Source organism: Pedobacter sp. B4-66, from assembly GCF_018492665.1.
Taxonomy (GTDB): Bacteria; Bacteroidota; Bacteroidia; order Sphingobacteriales; family Sphingobacteriaceae; genus Pedobacter.
On the sequence record NZ_JAFVME010000006.1, the window covers coordinates 656,943 to 679,608 of the forward strand.

Genomic DNA, 22,666 nt, shown 5'->3' on the forward strand with positions numbered 1-22,666 from the left:
AATGCAATATAATAAAAGCATGATCTTTTATTTTGAATAAACCTTAATCTTTACAGCTGTCGGATCACCTGTAATGCTAAGCTGTATGTATTGTATACTACGTCCCAACACTTCAGCACCAGTCATATAAGTAGTAAGGCTTATTTCTGTATCTTCAGGATTTATCTTTCCCGCTTCAGTCCAACTCTTTCCATCGGAAGATGTCTTTACTATAACCTGATCCTTACTTTCGTAAATTCCAATACCTGTAACCTTATATTTCTCTTTCAGATCGATAGTATACATATCCATTTTCCAATCAGTAGAGTTGATGTCAAAGTCTCTTATAGCTGCACCATATTCTACTCCATCAAAAACGGAATGATTTGCCGCACTTAAAACTCCCGATATCGGTTTTTTCATCACCAATTCAATAATTGTGGCTATACTATCTGGCTTAATAGGTGCACTAAACTGCCATTTCCCTTTTTTACTTTCATAACTGGCCTTGCCTTCAATATTCAAATACTTTGCACTCAAGATCGAATTACCCGCAATCGCAGGCAAATTAATCTTACCATCCTTCCAATCATAAACATACAAATACACTTTGTTTCCTTTGTAAGTAGCACCACCCCACTTACCAGGCATCCAAGGTCCTCCTTTAGTTTCATAAAAAGCAGAGCCAATTTTTTTCAGCCAGCTCCCCATGTCAAGTAACAAGGTCTTTTGAACCGGATCAAATTTACCATCCCAATGAGCCCCCCAACTCAACAGCACATTACCGTTTCCCTGAGCCGAAGAAAACAAATCCCTTAACAGTTGTTTTTTTGATAGGTTTGGTAATGGAGAATAAGCCCAGTTGCCATTCAATGTAAGTGCACTTTCCCAGGGACGGGATTGATAACGACCTACTTCTTGTTCTGGTGTATCAAAATCACCAGGAATACTGGTTCTGTTATTAATAATAATGTTCGGCTGTAACTTACGCATCATTCGTGTTAGGTTCTCTGCATCCCACATATCAGCGGTAAACATCCCTCCCCACCACGCAGCATCAAACCAGAAAAGATCAATTTTGCCATATTTTGTGCATAGCTCTCTAACTACATTACGCTGGTATTCCAGGTACTGTTTGTGCGTAGCGCCAGGAACTGCATTTCCTCCTTTCAGCGATTTCCACACTAAACCATTCTGGGTGTTTACTGCCTTTGAAGTATCTACAGGAGCATAATCCGGATGATACCAATCGCGTTGAGAATAATAGATTCCGAATGGCATGTTTATTTTATGACAAGCATCTGCAATCTCTTTCAAATAATCACGACCAAATGGCGTATTGGTAATTTTAAAATCAGAAAATTTAGTATTCCACATGTGAAAACCATCATGATGTTTCGCAATCACCACAACATATTTCATCCCCGCGTACTTTGCAATTTGAACCCACTCATCCGCATTGAAATTTTCGAGCTTAAATTTTGACGGCCACTTCTTCCACACACTATCAGGATATGCTCCATGCCCCATGTCCGGAGCTTTACGAGTTTCACAAATCTCCCAGCTGATATCTTTATCTACATACGCCGATAGGCCAAAATGAATAAACATCCCGTAACGGGCACTAGTAAACCATTTCATTTGTTCCGGACTTGCAAAATTACTGCTATCCCACTCCTCTTTAGTAAAAGGCTGATACTTAAATGCTGTTTGTTTGGGTATCTTATCTGTATTCAAGACCGACCATTGGGCCTTTAATTCCGTACAATAGATGATGAAACATGTGATGCCTATGTAAAAAATTTTATTCATTTATTTTCCCCTTACATTTATATTCTTCGGTACGGTGCTTTTAACTTAATTCCTAGATAATCTAATCCAAATAAGGAGTTGAAGTTATCACCATTTACTAGAAAAAGAAATAGAGTATTAGGTTATAAAGCTGAATTAAACGATTAATTGTCCGATGGTCTAAAAGTATACACCCATTTTACGATGGTAATTGACTTCTGGTTTGTCCTCCCAATTACCAAAGTTACAAACAGGTACTAGCTGCGCGTTTACTGAATTTGATGGATGGATTGGTTCCTTTTTGCTACGATTTTCATAAATAGTTTAACCTCATCCGAAATAGTCAGATCCCCAGACTTATCAAAGAACTTTTCAAATCTATAATCGATACCCCAATCTGTTCGATCAATAATCAGTGTGCCATTCAGCACAACAGTTCCGTCCATTCCGTCCATAAAATCCATTTTGGCTGGAAAAGTAACCGCCTTCGTGATCCCTTCAATTGTCAGATTCCCTGTAACTTTTATATTTCCATCATTCCCCGTTTTAACCTTCGTAATTGCGAATGTAGAAACAGGGATTTTTTTGACATCAAAAAAATCAGGCAATTTATTGTGTGGACCTGGATGATCATATTTTCGTTCAATTGTATTCATGTCGACTTCAATTGCACCACCCACCACATGGCTGTTTTCGATCAACAATTCTCCTTTTAATATATCCACGTCCCCCGTAATGGAACCATCACTAAGTAACTTAGAACCTTCCCATGCACCAAGTAACATAGAACCTTTCCATACTACAACACTTTGCTTCGTATCTATGATATATTTTTTCTGCCCCCCTTTATTATAAAAGTCCGTGATGATCTTTCCGTCATAACGATACACTCCGGTCGCATCTCCAAACCAAATATTTCCATCGTTAGCTTCCAAAATCCCAAAGAAAGCCCTTCCCGACATAATTTCTGTTACAATTGGCTTCTCACCATACAGGGATTTTGCATCATAACGGGAAACTGCCTGAATACGCGGATTAGCAGGATTTACTGAACCAGTAGTCCAGATATTTCCTTTTTTATCCTGGATTATAGCATAAGCACCTCTCTCCGAAACCTTAGTAAAGGTACTGCCGTCATAGCGCCAGAGGCCACCAGTTTGGCTTACTTTAAAACCATTGAAACCACTGAGCCAAATATTGCCTTTTCTATCTTCCATTATACCCCAAACGTCGAGAAAGGGTTCGCCTTTATGGGTTAAAGTGGTAAATTTTTTCCCGTCATAAACAAAGGCGTCACCCCTTGTGCCAACCCACAATTTCCCTGTTTTATCTTCAATGATTGTGGTAATATCATTATTCAAATGCCCTTCTTTATAAAAGAGCGGGGCGTTCGGAGAGGTAAAATTTCGAAAAGTTTTGCCATCGTAACGACTAATTCCACCTCCGGTGCCGAACCAAATAATGCCGGCTTTATCTTCATAAACAGACATAACCCGATTATTGGCAAGTCCCTCCGTGGTAGTGAAATGTTGAATGGATTTCCCGTTGTAATAATAAACACCTGAGTCAGTAGTAGCGAACCAAATATTTCCTCGTCGATCTTCCAGGACATCCCAGAATCGGTGCGAACCTATTTTACCTGTAAGATTAGTAAAAGATTTTCCCTGCCCCTCCTGCAGGCGGGCATCGTATCGAAAAACATCACCAAATGATAAGTTGTTCGGGCCAGCAATCAAAATGGTGCCATTTGTGCCCTTTTTTATATTACGAACCATTATGTTAGGCCCTATGTCGTTAATTTCGGACTTGATGTTATCTTTTCCACAGGACGTAAGAAAAACAGACATTAAGGACAAAGCATACACTTGTATGTATTTCATAATTTTTTATTTATTGATCCTATTGGAATTGGTTCAGCGAATCTACTTTGATATTTTTCGGCGCGACGAATTTGGATTGTAAATAAAAATGTAAATTTTGTAAATAAGATCTTGACATTATGCGTGATGGCCTAAACATCCTCTCCGGGAAACGCGAGTAGTTACTTTATAGATGAAAATCTCTAAAGTAAAGTGATCAGTAGATTTCGCTAAAAACTGGTGTCACAATCTTTATTCAGGCTACTTTTCCGAAAATATACACTAATAAGGGCCTTTAAAAAACTATAGCCGGAGCAGCTTTAGAGAAACTCCCTACGGCATCGGCAACCGCTTCAATGGGTGTCCCCAACTGAATACCACCTCGCTTGATCACCAGGGTTACTTTCTGACCAGCAACTCCTCCATTTCCAGATATGGCAATAATGGCAGCAGCTACATTTGTGCCGTAAGTAATTTCTTTTGTCCATGGAAGCGAAGTGATCGGATCATTATCCGTGCCACCTCCGGCGGTGGTGTAAGACGCAATCAGCGCTGATCCTGTAAAATTTCCAGTGACCTCATAACGGATGTTACGCGAAGCCGTATCAGGCTTTTTGTCCGAATCTTTTTTGCAGGAAACAAAAACTGTGAGCACCATAAACAGTGCAATTATTGACTTTTTCATAAGGTATTTTTTAATTGATGAGTTAACAATTTTCATTTTCATCATTTTTAATAGTTCTATGCAAACATAAAAATGATAAAAGCTTAAACTCGTTACCTTAAGTTAAGAAACGACTTGGAGAACCACATTACCGACTTTTTGCTTGGACTCTACATAGGTATAAGCTTCCACAATCTGTTCCATTTTGTATATGCTATCTATTACCGGAATAAAATTTTCTTTTTCAACAAGATCTCCTAAAAACCGTATCACTTCCTTATCCATCTTTGGTAAAGGGAACATTACTTTTTTACCCTTAAAAACAGGGGTAATCAGTGCTAAAAAGATATTCGCAGAATATTTCCCCAATTCAGTAGAAATGTAGATTCCTCGTTTGCACAGCAGGGGTTTACATTTTTTAAAAGAGCTTTTACCTACAGCATCAAATATAAAATCAAACTTTTGATCAGTTTTTGTAAAGTCAGAGATTTGATAATCAATAACATGATCTGCACCCAGGGATTTAACCAATTCTTTATTTTTAGTAGCACAGGTTGCTGTTACGGTAGCGCCAAAATACTTCAACAATTGAACCGCTGCAGATCCTATCGCACCCGTGGCCCCATTAACCAATACAAATTGACCTTTTATAACACCAGCTGCCCTGATTATGCCCAGGGCATAATGTGCTCCTTCCGCAATTGGAGCGGCAGCTATATAACTCAGCTGTTTCGGAATGAAGGTGATACCATCAGTTTGTGCAATAGTTAAAAACTCAGCATGTCCTCCGGCACCGGTATCGTTAAACCCAAAAACCCTATCGCCTTTTTTGAAAAATGTCACATCATCTCCAATTTCTTCCACACAACCTGCAAACTCACAACCTAAAATTTGATTTTTTGGCCTAAGTAACCCCGTGAAGAAACGGGAAATAAAATATTGTGCACTTCTGTAGCCGGCATCGGTTCGGTTTACAGTAGAGGCATGAACTTTAACCAATACCTCATTTCTTTTGGGTACTGGCTTAGCTACTTCGGCCAACTCTGCCACTTGTGGAGTCCCATATTTTTTGTATACTACTGCTTTCATTATTCAATTTATAATCCAGGTTTTTAATTCTATAGACGCTACATCTTTTGGAGTAATTCTATATCCCAAATTTAACTGATAAGAGTTTGGTGGCCTATTTTCATTTGCACAAAATAAGCATGCTTACTTAATTGTTTAGTTATCTAAAGTTAATAAATGAACCTTATTAAATTTAAGTCGTAGATTTAAGAGACTTTCCTAACCAGTCTGTTTCTCATTCTGCTTAAAGATTGCGGAGTGATACCCAAATAACTCGCTAAATAGTATTGGGGGATTCGTTGAGCCAAATCCGGTCTTATTTCTAGCAAATTCAAATAGCGTTGTTCTGGTGTAGAAATCTTAAAATTATCAAATGCTATTTGACTTTTTGAGTGTAAATCTTCGGAAACAAGACGACACAGTTTTTCTAAGTTAGGGTATTTTGCAAAAAGTTCGTCATCTGTTTCTGAACTACCTACAATCAAAATAGAGTTCTCAAGACAATCAATATAATATTCAGATGGGGTATAGCTTAATGCGCTTGGAGGGGTAAGAGATTCTGACTCGGTATAAAAAGCAGTAGTCTTTTCTTCCGTATCAACCATATAATAGCATCTGATGCATCCTTGAATAACAAAATAGCTATCCTTTGAGAGTTGACCCTCTTTCAATAAAATTGTTCCTTTCCTAAAACTTTTAAAAATGGCTAAGTCTACAATAACATTTTGTTCCTCTTCAGACAGGACTACATACTTCGATAAAAAATTTAGTAGGATTTGATCCATTTTATCATCAGTCAATTGCATTTTTGTAATATTTAGGCGAAGGTATCAAATTTAATATTTCTTGCTGGTTTATTACTAGCCGTTAAAAATTATTTCACTTGAAAAATTATGATAGTGTTAAATCTTCAAGAACTAAATACCCTAGGTAAGTTTCATTTCTTAACTTAAGTGAACGAGTAATGGCATCTCGCCAATCTAACTTTGCATTGTCGTTTAACAACTAATGTATTGATATGCAAAAGAAAATTTTATGGTTCGCCTTCATTTTAATGATGGCAAGCACTCTACAAGTTAAAGCTCAATATTCCAAACAAGACAGTACTTTTAGAAAGTATTTTATAGGCAGCACCTTATTTATGATAGCTAATGTAGTAGCTGACAATAATCCGCCCGGTATGGTCTATCTGAACTTAGGTTATCGCATTACAGGAAAGGATGTAATTTCACTAGAACTAAAAACTTGGAAATATGGCTGGCCAATTGGCATTCCTTATGGAAAATCATTTGAAGCAGAAGGCGAAGAGTTTCCAGGTTATATTCGTGAATACGGGGTTTCAATTAATTATCAAAGGTTTTTATGGAAGCATCTTTTTGCTCAAGTTGACATGATGCCTGCTTGGCAAACTTTTGTAAATGATAACGGTAAGAAAATTGACAATGGCTTTCAAATCTTTAACACTTATTCCATTGGTTATCACATTAAACTTTTCAAGGATAGGCTTTTTTTTCAGCCTTCAATAGCAATTACTCATCGTCCCTATCAATCAACAATGCCTGATTCGTTTAAACAGATTGACGATAGATGGTCAAAATTCTTCTTCGGGCAGCCGGGATTGCATTTTGGGTATAATTTCTAGTAATTTTGCAGAGGCTAAGTGTATATTTCGGTGAAAATTCGCTGTTCTACACACCGGTAGAGAACGGCGTTCCAAATGTGGCCAGGAGGCAACCTTACTCAGAGACCCAATTTGACGACAACGGAAACCTTACCATATATATATTCAGGCCTTTTGCCGACAAGTTCCCAACGTCCATTTCTACATGTCTTGCCCTGCTATAGCTTGTCAAATGCTTATATTTGAGAGTTATCAGTAATGGTGATAAAATTCTAGTATCACAAAGAAACCTAGATTAATAAAAGAGAATGAATGAACTGAAAATATATGTGGAAACACTGATCCCTTTTACAGAAAATGAAATGGAAGTTTTTACCTCATTATTTTCTGAAGTACAATTTAAAAAAAACGAATACTTTGCTAAAGAAGGAGAGTTTTCGTCTAAATTGGCATTCATTTCAGCCGGTGTAATGCGTGCTTTTTTTCGTAATAAATCTGGAGATGAATACAGCAAAACTTTTTTCACACCTGCAAATTTTGTTGCAGCGTATTCGTCAATGATAACGAAACAGAAAAATTCAATTAACATTCAATGCTTAACAGATTGTACACTTTTCATTGCTGATTTTAAGCAACTAAGTTCGCTTTATACAAACTATCCAAAATTTGAAAGCCTTGCCAGAATTATGGCGGAATACAAATTTTATATAAAAGAGAAACGAGAAATTGAACTCGTAACTCTTGGTGCAGCAGAGCGGTACGAAATTTTCAAAAAAGAACATCCTGATTTAGAAAACTTGATTAACCAATATCATATTGCTTCATATTTAGGTATAACGCCAACTCAATTAAGCAGAATAAGAGCAAAAAAATAAAATCTTTACATATGTAAATGGTTTTAGATTTTATACTCCTGAACTTTGTTTTAAACTTCAGGGGTATGAAATTAAGTGGTAACAAAATTTTAATAACAGGCGCTACTTCAGGCATTGGCAAAGCATTGACAGAGAAATTCTTGCAATTAGACAATCATATAATAGCAGTTGGCAGAAACGAAATAAGGTTAGAAGAGCTTAGCAGATTCGATTATCGAATTACCGCTTTTAAATGCAATATTTCTTCACAATCGGAATTAGACCAACTTGTCGATTTCATAAAACGAGAACATAAGGATCTGAATGTATTAATAAACAATGCTGGCATTCAATACAATTGCAACTTTTTGGACGAAACTTATGGCCTTCAAAAAATTGAAAATGAAATCAACACAAATCTAACTGCACCAATAAAACTTATTAGTTCTTTGCTTCCTGTATTGCAGGATAATTCCAATTCAGCTATTGTTAATATTTCTTCAGGTTTGGCAATTGTACCTAAAGCCAATTCCGCAGTTTATTGCGGAACAAAAGCAGGTATTCATATCTTTTCAAAATCGCTACGCTACCAATTAGATAAAGTAAAAGTATTTGAAATAATACCACCCATGGTAGATACAGAAATGACAAAAGGAAGAGGGAAAGGAAAAATTTCACCAGAAAGACTAGTGGAAGAATTTATAAAAGCCTTTAAAAACAACAGATATGAGGTGAATATTCACAAAGTAAAACTATTAAGAATCATAAATCGAATTATTCCAAAATTAGCAGACAGGCTTATTGTTCATGCAGACACAAAACAAGAAGCAGACAAACTATTTAATGGACTTTCAGAAAAGGACAAATAAAAGCGCCAATGAATCTGACATTTTGGGGTTCCTATTATAGTATCTGTATTGACAAATTCAATTTATTGTATCTTTCCAAAAAAAAATTATCAGCCAACGAGAAAGAGCAGCTTGAAGCACTAAAATTAAGTTGGGAACTATATTTAAGTCGAATTCATCCTTTAAGAGTTCAATACATGAAGCACCTGGTTCTTGAAAAACTACCTGAATGGAAAGACAAGAAGAATATTGAGGAGGCAAATGGCTTACGCTACCAATCTACCCTTTCATATAATTCTTCATATATATCAGGCCCTCCTATAGTACCAATCGTATGTAGCTTACCTTCCTTCATCGTTAGTTTGTAGTTAATGTTCATTTTCTCAAAACCATCAAATGCCGCATATTTTGTAAACTCCTGATAATTTCCATCTTGTAGTGTATAGATTCCTCCGGATGCTACGGTAACGATTTTTTTATCATTCAACTCAGGAATTTTCTTTTCAACTATCACCACAAAATTCGTTGGGGTCAATATTTTTCGTAAAAAAACGGATGTACTATCTGATATTAGAATTTGACCATTTCCATAAGTTATCTTTTGACGTATTAGTTTCCAGGTTCCAACATGTGCTGTATTCTCAGATGAGGTCTTACGCTCTACTTCTGTGTTCTTTCCAGTACTTTTATTGTTTTTCTTCTTTGGCGTTTGAGCGAAGCTGGTAGCTCCAATAAGCATACTCAATAGTATAATTATCAGCGGTTTTCTTTTCATATTAGGATTAATTACCTGGTTACTGTAAATATATTATACTTTATTTACAAAGTTTACATTTTAATTTACAATCCAAATTGCTCAGGCTGAAAGATATCAAAGTAATTTCGCTGAAATAAAATGATAGGATATGAAAAGTAAAAAAAATGTTTTATCCAGCCTGATTATCATGCTGGCAGGAGTAATATATTTTCCCGCACAGGCACAGCAAAAAAATGGCGCTCATCGCACTAACTTTTCGGGTGAATGGAAATTAAATCAGTCGAAAAGTGAACTTGTTGGAAAGTTTCCTGTGTGTATATTCTGGGAAGGTGATCGTGTGTTTTCCAAAACAATGAAAATAGCCAGATATAAAGATTTTCTGACTGTACATGTAACTAGTTCTTCTCCTGAATGGGAGCCTGCTAAAAAGCAGGAGAAACTGATTTTCGATGGCAAAGAAAGAGAAGCTACCAAATTCGGATGGCCAAGAGACGAGTCTACCGCAAGGTGGTCAGATGATGGCCAAACTATGATTGTTAACTCGGATAAATCCTTCTATACAAAAGGTAAGGCACCAGATGTTAAAGTAAGAGAGGTTTGGAAGTTGATCAATGATGGTAAGTCTATTTCTGTCCAGGTCAACGCCAGCGAAGATATAAGGAAACTTGTGTACGACAAACAATAGACTGTGGTTCACTAAAAACTTGAGTATCCATGGTACACCTGTTCACTTTATGATTAAAAACTGGACACATTATATATATATATGTCCAGTTTTTAATGTGAAATTCTCTATACATCCAGATTTTGAAACAAATAAAGCCTCCGGATATTTAAATTACGGTTCCATCTGGGATTGTCAAAATCAAATCCTGTCAATATTCACCACTGAAGCACTTAAAAAGATAGCAAAACAAGAATAAAATTCGTTAGTTCATGACTGAATTAAATTCTAAATCCTCCTGATACTTCTATTCGCTGAGCATTAATCCATTTAGAATCTTCTGAACAAAGAAATGCAACCACACTTCCAATATCATCTGGCAAACCAACTCTACCTAAAGCCGTTTCAGAAGCCAGATATTTATTCAAATCTGACGTATCACGAATAGCGCCACCTCCAAAATCTGTTTCAATGGCACCCGGAGCTACAGAGTTAACTCTGATTTTTCTGCTTCCTAGTTCCAAAGCCTGATATCTTGACAACGAGTCGATTGCAGCTTTCATTGCGCCATAGGCGGAATATCCAGCAAACGAAAATCTTGCCAATCCGGAAGACGTGTTTACAACGCTACCTCCATCATTCAGCAATGGTAATAATTTTTGAATCAAGAAATAAGGACCTTTGAAGCTTAAAATTGATTTCTAACCATTGAAAGCGCTCCCCTTTTACAATATCGGCACCAAACAAATATTTAAACTACATCAAATACAGTGGTTTTAACTAAATATATTTAGTTAAAATTGTGCTTAGTTCAATTAGAACTATATCTCATTAAAGCCAAAAGCTCGCCCTTGCTATTGATATTTAGTTTTTTATAAATTCTTTTGAGATAAAATCTTACCGTGTCAATTGAAATATTATACCGATAAGCACAAAGCTTATAGCTTAGGCCATCAGCCATTGCTTCTACCATTTGCTGTTCCCTATAAGTTAATTCCGAAAGTTGTTTTCTTGTAGTTAGAACATGATCAAATAGTAATTTTGTATAAATAGGGCTAATGTAGCAACCGCCATTCATTACGGCATTAATAACGGTTATCAATTTATTTTGATTTACTTTTTTCAAACACGCTCTCACACCAGCATGTATATATTTTAATAGAGTATCTTTATCATCTATATCAGATACAAGTATGATCGAACAATCAGGATAAGATGAAAGCACATTTTCAATTACTTCTGTCCCGGAGATTTCAGGAGAATCTATATCAAGTAGAAGAATATCTGGACTGGAAGTATGCGGAATTAAGGTCTGAAATGATTGTATAGTAGTTTCGAATACTATTTCTATTATTTTTTCTTGAAAGATCACAAGAGAACCAATAAATGCTCTTCTGATAAACTCACGATTACATATTATACCGATTTTTATCCTATTCACTGATTATAATTATTGTAGATTATCTTCATAAAACTATTTATGATTAAGTCTGATCGCCCTAACCGCCTAAAATTAATATTACTACAATCAAGTAAAATAGACACATCTACATTATAACAATATCAAGCTACCCGATTTATTACAATAGCATTAATTTGCTATTCATGAAACTACAGTTTTGTTATAAACAGCTTTAATCCTCTACTTTTGAATAAATGACCGAGAGGAAAAAGGCAATAGGCAGATTTATATTGAAACTTCTTTTTGCTTACCGCCATCAAATCTAAATTCGCATCTGATTAAGTAACAGTGTACACTTAGTTCGCTATTCAAGTATGCATTACTTTTATTACTTTAGGTGAATTTATGGAGAAAACCAACGCTATTGCTATTGTCTTCGACGACCATCTTCTATTTGCAGATTCTTTCTCTGCACTGATAGAGCGGTTGGAACTTTTTAGCGATGTTCACACACTTAATGATAAAAGAGAATTAACACAATTTCTTATAAAACACTCAAAAACTCCCATTTACCTATTTTTGGATTATTATCTTAAAAATGAAAATGGCCTTATGCTTATCAACGAGATAAAACGTTTGAATCGACAGCTTAAGATCATTATAATGAGCTCAACCATTAACCCTGCGGTGGTTACAAATATTTTGGATTATAAGCCCCAAGGATTTATCTCCAAATCATCGGGATTTGATGCTATACTCCAATGCCTGACTACCATAGCACATGGCCATCAGTATATATGTCCCGTAATCAGCAAAATTGTTGATCATACAGATAACACAACAAAAATACCATTAACAGTGCGGGAATTGGAGATTCTACAGCATTTTGCACAAGGGTTATCCATTGCCCAAACTGCAGAGAAGACGTATCTGAGCAAACATACGATTGTAGCACATCGGCGTAACATGATGGCTAAAGTAAACGTAAATTCCATTACTGAGTTATTGCTGTATGCACGTGAGCGGGAATTAATCTAAACATGGTCTGAAAATTTCACACGATAAACCCAATGAAGAACAAATTTTGCCTATTTTCAAGCAATCTATCTCTCCTTTTCTTATTTTTTCTACTAATCAGCAAGACTTCTACCGGACAATCAACAGCCCAGGCAATAAAGGAATTTGAAAAGCTCGCCAAGGCTTACCATGCAGACCGTATTTCTGCGGACAAATACCTAGACAGCACCTATTCGTTAACACAACAACTTGTGAGTGAAGGAACCGAATTTAAAACGCAGGAATTGGTAGGTCTTCTTAGTTTGTATAAAAATATTGCCTGGGGGAAAAAGGAATACGGACGTCCACGTGTAAAGTACTATGTAGCATTGGTGGATAATGCAGAGATATTCGGACAAACGGGCGCGGCTATGTATTATAACGAAAAACTATCGCAGGAATTGGCGAAAAATGGAAAAATACGTCCCTTGCTAGTAGACGTTTTTAAGGTAAAGGCTTATAATGAGCAAGGCTTATACGATAAAGTGATCTCCACCTATAAGGATAAAAAAGAATACATCCACCACTTGCCAGAACAGTTGCAGAATAAAAAAAACGACAATGTAAATGGAATGTATGCTATAGACATCCTAGCTGTAGCCATTGAAGCCTATATAAAGACCAAAGATACTGCGGCTGTTTATCGAACAGCCTTGTTGGCCGATCAAATTGGCAATATGCTAAAACGCAAATACCCAATAAACAGGCAGCACATGCTTTACAATGACTTTTATGCCCTGATAAGACACCATGACATTGCTCTTCTTGAGAATAACCAAATCAAAGTGGGGATATTACTGGATAGTATACAATCACTAAAAGCCACGTATAAAGACCAGCCGATGTCTTTCATAGAAGTACCCCTTTACCAAATGAAGATGGATCATTTCCTGATTCTAAAAAATCTGGATAGCGCTCGCTTCTATATCAAACAACTCGAATCGCTTCCCAATTTTTTTAAAAGCCAACAACCGATACTTGATGAATACAAAGCCCAACTACAGGCTGTACAGGGTAATTTTCACGGAGGCTACACATCGCTAACCAATGCATTGGCACACGAACGAAAAGCAAAAGCGGTATTGATGGCGGAGATGGATGCGATGTTATACGCCTATACCGAAGCCGAAAATACGAAGATTGAACTCCAGAAATCGGAAGAAGTTAAACACCAACGAACCACTTGGCTAGTACTCATTTCAGTTGCAGCATCTATTTTCATACTAACCATCTACCTGATTATGGTATATCGAAGCAGAAAGGCAAGAACACAAGTAGAAGCACTCAACAATGTAGCCAATATGCAGATCATTGCTATGGAGGAAGCAAAACACCAGGCAGTAAGAGAAGAACAACAGCGGCTTGGACAAGATCTCCACGATGGTCTTTCATCATCCATTGCCGCCATTAGATATCAATTGGAAGTCATATTGATGGACACCAACGATGCCGCCCTAAAAAACAAATTGAGTATGCTCCAGCACCAAACGGAGAGCGCCTATAAAGCAGCCCGAAACAAAAGCCATGAATGGTTCCGTGCTGGAGATGAACAACAAGAACAGTCTTTTGAAAAGCAGATTAAGCTACTTACAGACAGTTCCCTCCCCGATAGCCGCTACAAAAAAAACATTCAGATCGACAATAGCTCTTTAATAGGTGTTGATATGGATACGCGAATTGCTTTACTCCGCATTATTCAGGAGGCCATCACCAATATTATTAAACATGCCAAGGCTAAGAATGTAGGAATCTTGATTTATGAAGAAGATGACACCCTCCTATTGACTATTAACGATGACGGGATAGGCTTAGATGAAAAGAAATCTAGAAATGGGAATTCAACTATGGGTTTGCAATCCATCCGCCGCCGTGTTCAATCGCTTAACGGTGAAACGAAAATACGTTCAGATATAAATGGAACCGAAATAATCGTATCCATTCGATTAACAACATGGGCTAATGCATCGCTCAATTAAATTTGACCCATAAGACCGAAAATAAGTAGAAATTCAAAAGACTGGTTAGCAGGTAATTATTGACAAATTAAAATTTCGGTTAGTTCAATTGGAATTGAATCTCATTAAAGCCAATAGCTCCCCTTTACTATTGATATTTAATTTTTTATATATTCTTTTCATATAAAACCTCACCGTATCAATTGAAATATTATACCGATGTGCAACAAGTTTATAGCTTAAGCCATCAACTATTGCTTCTACCATTTGTTGCTCCCTATAAGTTAATCCTGAAAGTTGTTTTCTTGTAGCTACAACATGATCAAATAGTAATTTCGTATAAACAGGACTAATATAACAGCCGCCATTCATTACAGCACTTATAACGGCTATCAATTTATTTTGATTTACTTTTTTTATAAATCCTCTCGCACCAGCATGTATATATTTTAGTAAGGTATCTTTATCATCTATATCAGATACAAGTATAATCGAACAATCAGGGTAAGATAAAAGTACATTTTCAATCATCTCCACTCCAGAGATGTCAGGAATATCAATATCAAGTAAAAGAATATTTGGACTAGAGCTATGCGGAATTGAGGTTTGACAAGATTCTATAGTAGTCTCGAATACTATTTCTACTTTTTTTTCTTGAAAGATCGCAAGAGCAGCAATAAATACACTTTTGATAGTCTCACGACTATATATTATACCAACTTTTACCACATTAAACAGATCATTAATATTAGAAGTTTATAAGTATTATGTGGTGAAATAGTTTTAGATGCTTCATGGTTAAAACGACAGATAAAAAAATACAATTTGCTCAAAAGGAATGCTCAAATATGGCTAATTAAATAGGAGGCCTTTATTTTTTATATGTCCATTATCTATAAAATGAATAGTACATTTCCACTTGTATTAATCTGATTTACAGATACACTACATCAAATCACTATCAGGTCTTTCTACAGATACAATATTGTCGTCTTTTTTTAAATTGTTTATAAAAATGGATGGTGAAATACCTGCGGTAGATTTAAAAATTGCAGCGAATTTACTATGTGAGGAGAATCCATACTTATCCGCTAAATAAGAAATTTTATATTTCCGCACATCAGCATTTGAACGAAGGTCATTTAGGGCATAAAGTATTCTGAGTTCATTTATATAATTATTGAAGTCCTTTCCTTTATATTTATTGATGATATAAGAAACATATTTTGTATTCGAATTCAGTTTACTTGCTACTGAGGATAATGACACATCACCACGCAGGAAGAAATTTTTACTTTCTAATTTATTAAGGCTATCAAGCAGACGCTTCTCAGATTCATTGGTCATCATGCTTTGAGATTGCAGTTTCGAATTTGGATCATTGATTTCAATCGGTAGATTTTCCTGCTCATTAGATCCCTGCACAGAGTTAATCACCTTTATGATTTTTTCATATTTAATCCTGTTTTTTTTGTTACTTCTGTTATTTAAGTACAACAAAAAGACAATAAATCCTATAAGAATAACTGAAATTAGAATCAATCTTTTTGTGATTGTAGAAGATTCTTTTTCTTTAACCGCTACCTGTTTAAAGAGTTGATTTGAAACTTCTTTAGTTGCCTGCGCTTGTCTATCCATTAACACAGAATAAAGCTCATGATATTTCAAAGCAGATTTAGTATCACCAATCTTTTTGTAGTATATAGCGAAACTCCGATTGATCATTATTTTCGCATGAAAATTGTTTGAATTATTTGCATAGGGCTCAGCTTTTTCAAAGTACGATAGTGCTTCTTTATATTGATGCATTTCCAAAGAAAGATCCCCCAATCCACAGAAAATATAGGCTTTTAATTCACTCTCTGTTGTACTTAAATTTGCTTTTGCTTTTAGATAATAAGCTTTAGCTTTTTCATAATCTTTAATTTTAAGGTAACAAAGACCTATGAGCTGATAATTGGTACCTAAAAAGACGTCTCGACTAGGTTGGTTCGGCCCTTTAAGAAACATTCTCTCTGATTCTGATAACTCTTCTAAGGCAAGCTTATAGTTTTGATCCTCTTCAATAGCGTAATAAGCCTTTTCCTGGAGAATAAGTGCCTGCGTGATTGTAGTACCTGTGGACGGTTTTAGCTTTAAATTCTCTTTTTCCGCTATTACCAAATATTTACGAGCTTCTTCTGTAAGGTTCGCGCTTCGGTAAAGCGTGGAAAGGAGTCCTGGTATGCGTACTTTCCAGCTCAAGTACTTTTCATCTTCAGATAGCATGCCTCCGGCCTTAATTACAAATTCTATTGCTTTAACTATGTTACCTGAGCGCTGATTCAATGTGGCCAGTAACATAAGGCATTTCATCTTTTGAAACTTGTCAGAAGTAGAAGCAAGGAGGGAATCTGACATTTTGAAAGCTCTATTGAGATTCGATGAGGAAACTTCAGTAGCAATTTTCACATAAATCTCATTGAACTGTTCGTCAGGTTTAACTGCAGCATCGCCTTGTTTGCAAAGAAAAGTAATAGCAACAAAAAAGAATATAGAACATAGTTTTGATAAACTAAAAGGTTTCATCGAATGGAGGTATTGCAATTTTAAGATAAGAATTCATGCTTTTAATATTTAAGTAGATATGGTTTAGTTTAGTGCTTTCTCATTCGGGATCATCATATTTCTATTACAAATCTATACTAAGTAAGAAAAATGACCACACTCAGGTGGCCATTTTTTTCTCACATCTGGCTTTTCTACGTATCCCTCACATAGATCCAGCCATTCTGAGATGAGATTTTATTAAAATGTACTTACAAAAATTTCAAGTTCATTTTTTTGAGAAAACACATAATATTTAGTACTTGGTTATTTTAAACTCAGTACGTCTATTGGCCTGGTGTTCTGCTGCCGAACATTTCACCCCATTTCCACAACGGTTCAATAATTGCGTTTCTCCATATCCTTTAGCTGTTAAGCGAGTTCTGGAAATACCACGGCTAACCAAATAATTTACAACCGAGCGTGCACGTCGTTGAGAGAGATCCAAGTTATAAATATCTATCCCACGACTGTCAGTATGCGAGCCTAATTCAATTTCAAGCGTAGGGTTATCACGCAATGTCCGCACTAATTCATCAAGAATTTTTGCAGCATCCTTACGGATATTGTCTTTATCAAAATCATAATGGATATTTTGAATGGCAATGGTTTTACCAATTTCAAATAGCGGCTCTAAACGCAAGGTCACACTTAAGGTATCTGATTTGGTCAAACCTTTGGTACTTACCGTTGCTGAGTCGCTGTAAAACTTCTCTTTTTGACCAAGTACAGTATAATCGGTTCCCTTGGTCAATTCAAAAAAGAAAGTCCCATCCATTTTACTACTTTGCTTAGCCAAAATTTGACGACCATTTGCATATAAAGTGACAGTGGCAGCTTCCAATATTTCTCCCGTTTTTTTATTAACAGTCACACCTTTCAAAGCCAGGATCATTTTAGGCTTAATGTTACTGAAACTGTAGATATCGTCATTTCCTACTCCACCCTTACGGTTGGAAGAAAGATAACCCATTACTTCATTTTCGTTTGTAAAATTGGTAATGAAAGCAAAATCATCTCCAGGAGAATTTACCGGAAATCTGAGATTAACTGGTTTAGACCAATTGCTTTTTGCACCTTTTGTCCAAAAGACATCTAAACCACCCATTCCAGGTAGTCCATCACTAGAGTAATATAAAGTACCATCTGCTGCGACGTTAGGGAACATTTCGTTCTGACTGGTATTAATTGATGGACCCGAATTTTGAGGTTTCCCCCAGTTACCATCGCTTTGCAGCTCGCAATACCAGATGTCTGTACCTCCTAAACCACCCGGCATATCAGATACAAAATATAATGTTTTCTCATCCTGACTTAAAGCAGCATGACCCACAGAATATTTTTTAACATCATTGTAAGGGAAAGGAGTAACCTCATATTTGCCATTGTTTGCCGTATAAAAATACAGTTCCAGATTATTGGTCCTGAATTTTGTTCCAGATTCTTTACTAATCTCACCTGCCTTACCAGGGTAAGTCCGGGTAACATAAAAGACATTTCCTTTCTGATTGCTGATGATTGGACCAACATGATAATTCTCATCGTTATATACAGACTTATCAATCTGTTTAGAACTTAAGCCATTATCCGCTAAACGATTGGCAGTATATATTTTCAAAAAGGGATTACCAGTACGGCCATCTTTCCATTTCAACAACTCCTGAGTTGGCTCTGCGGTATAATAAATTTTATCACCGATCGGAAACACACCAAAATCTGCTAACGTGCTATTGATCTGAATTTCATTTTTAATTTTATGAGCGGTAGGGTTAGCCATCCAAACCAATGCAGAATCACATCCGGCAATTTCATTACCGACCCTTTTAAGGTCGCCAGTTTTTTCAGCATAGGATTTTAAAACCTTTTTAGCTTCAGTATAGCGGGAATTAGATTTAAGTACAGCCCCGTAATTGATCAGATTTTCAGCTTTGCTATCCGGAAAATTCACTACTCTCGCGTACCAATTTTCTGCGGCCTCGTAGTCATTCATCTTTTGATAACAATCCGCCAGTCGCTCCAAAACTGTCAGCTTTGGTTTTTTAGTATCAGCCAACTTCAAATATATAGAAGCTGCATTGGCATACTTATATTGAGCATATAATTGATCTGCCCTTTTTAGTAAACTAGGTTGCTCCTGTGCTACAGCAATATTAAAGAAGCAGCCTAAACTTAGAAGGAAAATGTACCCCGTATATTTATTACTTATCATTTTAATTATTTTTAATCGATATACATTTATTCATTTTAGAAGAATCTAGGACTAAGTAGACGCTTGTTTTTTCCGGGAAAGGTTACACCAATTGTAATTTCGTGAGTACCATTTTGTAAGCTACTTAACCGACTTATTATAAAATCATAAGAATATCCAATTCTAAATCTATCATTAACATAAAATTGGGTGATCGCTGAAATGGAATTCAAATTGCTTAAAGATTGTCCTTCGCGATATGTTTTTTTCCAGAGATTTACCCCAGTCCTATAAGATCCGCCAAGCCAGAAACGTTCATTAAAAATTACCATCCCTCCCAAGTCTAAACTAGATGGCCCCTTAAAGTCCTCTTTAAAAAGAAGGCTTGGACGAAGTTTAGTATCTTCTGATAAATTTATTAATGTTCCAGCGATCAGATAATAGTGTCGCTGGCGTTTGATGTTTTGAACAGTATTGTTATTCCGATCGAATAGATCATTTGATTGATTTGCTGAAAACAGGTCCATTGCAGATAAACCAATGTAAAATTTCGGATTATAGTAATACATTCCAAAACGGACATCAGGGATGGTATTGCTGATTTTTCCTGTAGGTAGGTTTGTGTCTTCACTATCAACGGGTCTTAATTTATCTCCATCCAATCCATATTGGGTGATACCAGCGGCCAAACCAAAGCTCAATCTCTGCGTATCATCGGCATCAAGTCGTAGCCTGTAGGCATAATTTGCATAAATTGAGGTCGCAGTTTGCGGGCCGAGTCTGTCGTCGGTAATCTGAAGTCCCAACCCTACGTTCTTACTATCACTTGTGGTTCCATCAAATGAGATCTGGCCCGTTCTAGGTGCACCATCAATCCCTGTCCACTGACTTCTTAAGGCTAACTGGCCGAACCATTCCTCTTTATACCCAGCATATGCTGGGTTCACACTTAATGAGTTAAATATGTATTGAGTAAACTGAATATTCTGCTGTGCCTTCGCCTGAAACAAACTTGCGATGGATATTCCCAAACCCAGAATAACTTTTTTAATAATATGTTTGTTCATGATATAATTTTATATAACCTATTTTATTCCGGTCGTTTCGACTTATCTTTTTATTAATACCCATCCTTTATAAACTTCCTGTTTACCATTATTGCTCATCCTGATCAGATAGTAGTAAGTTCCCTCATTCAGTCCATCACCTGTCCAGGTATTTTGGTAATTCTTATTTCGATAAACCTCATTACCCCAACGATTGAAAATAGTTACTTCAACATTTTTAAAATTTTCCAAGCCTACGATGACGAAACTGTCATTTTTGCCATCTCCGTTTGGAGTAATGACATTTGGAATGAAAAAGCCTTTAACCGTTATTGTTACTGTGGCAACATTACTCCAATTGCCATTTTCGTCTTTTATACGATAGTTGAAAGAGTCTTTACCAGTATAACCGCTATTTGGCAAATAAGTAACTGTTCCATCAGGATTCATTTTGAGTGTACCATGCTTAGGTTGAGCTGTAATTTCTAACCCTGTTTTATCCAAAGGAGAACCATCGGCTTTATCATTAACATAGACTGGAATTTTAACTTCAGTGTTCCATTGGGTCTCTGCGGCATCATCAATAGCTATTGGTTTTGTAGGGATGATGGTAACGGTAACCTTTGCAGGATTTGATACCTGGCCATTTTTGTCCTTAACGGTATATATAAAATCATCAGGACCGATATAACCTTCATTTGGTTTATAAGTTACTGTGCCGTCAGCATTTAAAGTTACCGTTCCATGTTTAGGTGGGGTGGTAATGTTTATACTGCCTGGTATTATTGGACTACTACCTGGCACATCATTATCTAATACAGATATTTTAATTTCAACATTCTGCTTGGTCTCTGCAGTATTATCATTAGCTACAAGAGGTTTTGCGATAACAGTAACTGTTTCTACATCATCAGAATTCGTAGTTCCGGACTTATCTGTTACTATTTTATTTTTTGGATCTGTTCCACTTATAAGTGCCTGATTAGTTACATTCCCTTTAGCAACATCTGTTGCAGAAATCGTATATTTTTCGATATGTACAAGTGATGCACCCGGATTTAATGTTCCTGGAATATTGATTGCAGAGGCGCTTAAAAGTGGGTCGTTTAAAACAAGATTACTTAATGTTACATTACCTGTATTGGTAATTGTAAAAGTATATTCAATCTGATCACCCAGTACAAAAGTCCCATTTTCACCTGTCCCGACATTCGTGACTTTCTTAATCAATGCTATTGAAGCCTTTTGTTGAATTTCCGTAATGGTACATGTTGGACAAGTCGGATCAATAGGTGCATTAGGATAAGCAGGATTGTTATCTTTAGAAGTTGCTTTTACATCTCCACCCTTAGGATCCTTTGCCTGGACATCTGCAATATTGTAGACAAAACCTTTGTTCAAATCAATCTGAGTTAAAGTATGTTTTGCATTTACTGTGACTTCTGCACCAACATTTAGAGTTGCTATTGTGCTAGGCAATATGCTTCCAGCGTCAGCATTCGTATCGGTAATATTTACGTTAGTTAGCGTTACATTACCTGTGTTTTTAACCTTCAGAACATAGTTGATCACATCACCAACCTTATTATAAGTTCCTATAACCGTATTTTTTGTTAAAGTTATTGCAGGAGCTGATGGCAATGGGGTAATCGTACAAGTTGGACAAGCAGGGTCTACAGGAGGTACACCAGGGGTGCCACCAGCAGGGTTACCACTCTCCGACTCATCCGTTACCGGATTGTTCGATGGGTCTTTACCTGAGGCTGTAGCCAAATTGTATACACCGCCTTTATCCAGGTCAGCCTGTGTTAAGGTATAAACTGCGGTAAAGCTCGTATTGTCAACTGCATTCGGTGCAAGAGATACAGGGCCACCGGTAACAGTAACTTTCGGATCGCTGATGCTGATATCAGACAAGCTCACGTTACCCGTGTTCTCTACTTTAAAGGTATAATTGATCTGATCACCAACATTCACTTTTCCGTCAGCATTGCTGTCTGCATAAGTACCTGTTTTGGTCAGACGCATTGCAGGAGCTGATGGCAATGGGGTAATCGTACAAGTTGGACAAGCAGGGTCTACAGGAGGTACACCAGGGGTGCCGCCGGCAGGGTTACCACTCTCCGACTCATCCGTTACCGGATTGTTAGAAGGGTCTTTACCTGAGGCTGTAGCCAAATTGTAAACACCACCTTTATCTACATCGGCTTGTGTTAAGGTATAAACTGCCGTAAAGCTGGTATTGTCAACTGCATTCGGTGCAAGAGATACAGGGCCACCGGTAACAGTAACTTTCGGATCGCTGATGCTGATATCAGACAAGCTCAC

The 22,666-nt window shown here is 36.6% G+C and carries 19 protein-coding genes; 6 read left to right on the forward strand and 13 right to left on the reverse strand.

From position 1 onward, the window contains the following. Positions 1–27: 27 nt before the first annotated feature. The 5 genes from J1905_RS14385 to J1905_RS14405 form a co-directional block, all read right to left on the reverse strand. Positions 28–1,791: an alpha-L-fucosidase gene (locus tag J1905_RS14385; protein ID WP_214227970.1), complete on the reverse strand. Its 1,764-nt coding sequence runs from the start codon at positions 1,789–1,791 to the stop codon at positions 28–30. A gap of 248 nt (positions 1,792–2,039) precedes the next feature. After that, positions 2,040–3,650 (reverse strand): two-component regulator propeller domain-containing protein, encoded by a 1,611-nt coding sequence (locus tag J1905_RS14390; RefSeq protein ID WP_214227971.1) that lies wholly within the window; start codon positions 3,648–3,650, stop codon positions 2,040–2,042. A 274-nt stretch (positions 3,651–3,924) separates the two neighbouring features. After that, positions 3,925–4,314, reverse strand: a complete 390-nt coding sequence (locus J1905_RS14395; RefSeq protein WP_214227972.1) for a hypothetical protein — start codon at positions 4,312–4,314, stop codon at positions 3,925–3,927. 102 nt (positions 4,315–4,416) lie between these two features. Further along, on the reverse strand, positions 4,417–5,382 hold the full coding sequence (locus tag J1905_RS14400) for an NAD(P)-dependent alcohol dehydrogenase (RefSeq protein ID WP_214227973.1): 966 nt from the start codon (positions 5,380–5,382) through the stop codon (positions 4,417–4,419). A 185-nt stretch (positions 5,383–5,567) separates the two neighbouring features. Next, positions 5,568–6,167 (reverse strand): Crp/Fnr family transcriptional regulator, encoded by a 600-nt coding sequence (locus J1905_RS14405; RefSeq protein WP_214227974.1) that lies wholly within the window; start codon positions 6,165–6,167, stop codon positions 5,568–5,570. A gap of 212 nt (positions 6,168–6,379) precedes the next feature. Between J1905_RS14405 and J1905_RS14410 the strand changes: the two genes are divergently transcribed. The 3 genes from J1905_RS14410 to J1905_RS14420 all read left to right on the forward strand — a co-directional run bounded on the left by J1905_RS14410 (position 6,380) and on the right by J1905_RS14420 (position 8,705). Beyond that, entirely contained in the window at positions 6,380–7,003 is a 624-nt protein-coding gene (locus tag J1905_RS14410) for a hypothetical protein (protein ID WP_214227975.1), read from the forward strand. 287 nt (positions 7,004–7,290) lie between these two features. Further along, the gene (locus J1905_RS14415; protein ID WP_214227976.1) at positions 7,291–7,857 is read left to right on the forward strand and encodes a Crp/Fnr family transcriptional regulator; all 567 of its coding nucleotides are present in this window, start codon (positions 7,291–7,293) and stop codon (positions 7,855–7,857) included. A 65-nt stretch (positions 7,858–7,922) separates the two neighbouring features. Beyond that, a complete protein-coding gene (locus J1905_RS14420) occupies positions 7,923–8,705 on the forward strand; it encodes an SDR family oxidoreductase (protein WP_214227977.1) in 783 nt (260 codons plus the stop codon). 250 nt (positions 8,706–8,955) lie between these two features. Here the strand turns inward: J1905_RS14420 and J1905_RS14425 are convergent, their stop codons facing one another. After that, entirely contained in the window at positions 8,956–9,459 is a 504-nt protein-coding gene (locus J1905_RS14425; protein WP_214227978.1) for a hypothetical protein, read from the reverse strand. 130 nt (positions 9,460–9,589) lie between these two features. Between J1905_RS14425 and J1905_RS14430 the strand changes: the two genes are divergently transcribed. After that, complete coding sequence (locus tag J1905_RS14430; RefSeq protein WP_214227979.1) at positions 9,590–10,126, forward strand: hypothetical protein; 537 nt, start codon at positions 9,590–9,592, stop codon at positions 10,124–10,126. 260 nt (positions 10,127–10,386) lie between these two features. Here the strand turns inward: J1905_RS14430 and J1905_RS14435 are convergent, their stop codons facing one another. Next, the gene (locus tag J1905_RS14435) at positions 10,387–10,800 is read right to left on the reverse strand and encodes an SDR family NAD(P)-dependent oxidoreductase (protein WP_214227997.1); all 414 of its coding nucleotides are present in this window, start codon (positions 10,798–10,800) and stop codon (positions 10,387–10,389) included. Between the two features lie 116 nt (positions 10,801–10,916). Beyond that, positions 10,917–11,546, reverse strand: coding sequence for a LuxR C-terminal-related transcriptional regulator (locus J1905_RS23825; RefSeq protein ID WP_214227980.1), 630 nt, complete (start codon positions 11,544–11,546; stop codon positions 10,917–10,919). Positions 11,547–11,912: 366 nt separating this feature from the next. On the opposite strand from J1905_RS23825, the gene J1905_RS14445 reads away from it, so the two are divergent. Both J1905_RS14445 and J1905_RS14450 read left to right on the forward strand, forming a co-directional pair. Then, positions 11,913–12,545, forward strand: coding sequence for a response regulator transcription factor (locus J1905_RS14445; protein ID WP_214227981.1), 633 nt, complete (start codon positions 11,913–11,915; stop codon positions 12,543–12,545). 32 nt (positions 12,546–12,577) lie between these two features. Then, positions 12,578–14,539 carry an ATP-binding protein gene (locus tag J1905_RS14450; protein WP_214227982.1) on the forward strand — a complete coding sequence of 654 codons (1,962 nt, stop codon included), beginning with the start codon at positions 12,578–12,580 and terminating at the stop codon, positions 14,537–14,539. A gap of 84 nt (positions 14,540–14,623) precedes the next feature. On the opposite strand, the gene J1905_RS14455 is transcribed toward J1905_RS14450, so the two are convergent. From J1905_RS14455 to J1905_RS14475, 5 genes are all read right to left on the reverse strand, one after another. After that, complete coding sequence (locus tag J1905_RS14455) at positions 14,624–15,247, reverse strand: LuxR C-terminal-related transcriptional regulator (protein WP_214227983.1); 624 nt, start codon at positions 15,245–15,247, stop codon at positions 14,624–14,626. Positions 15,248–15,463: 216 nt separating this feature from the next. Then, the gene (locus J1905_RS14460) at positions 15,464–17,086 is read right to left on the reverse strand and encodes a tetratricopeptide repeat protein (RefSeq protein ID WP_214227984.1); all 1,623 of its coding nucleotides are present in this window, start codon (positions 17,084–17,086) and stop codon (positions 15,464–15,466) included. 274 nt (positions 17,087–17,360) lie between these two features. Beyond that, positions 17,361–19,313, reverse strand: coding sequence for an OmpA family protein (locus J1905_RS14465; protein WP_214227985.1), 1,953 nt, complete (start codon positions 19,311–19,313; stop codon positions 17,361–17,363). A 35-nt stretch (positions 19,314–19,348) separates the two neighbouring features. Beyond that, a complete protein-coding gene (locus J1905_RS14470; protein ID WP_214227986.1) occupies positions 19,349–20,359 on the reverse strand; it encodes a PorP/SprF family type IX secretion system membrane protein in 1,011 nt (336 codons plus the stop codon). Between the two features lie 42 nt (positions 20,360–20,401). After that, a partial coding sequence (locus J1905_RS14475; RefSeq protein WP_214227987.1) for a CLIPPER-2 domain-containing protein occupies positions 20,402–22,666 on the reverse strand: 2,265 nt, incomplete at its 5' end.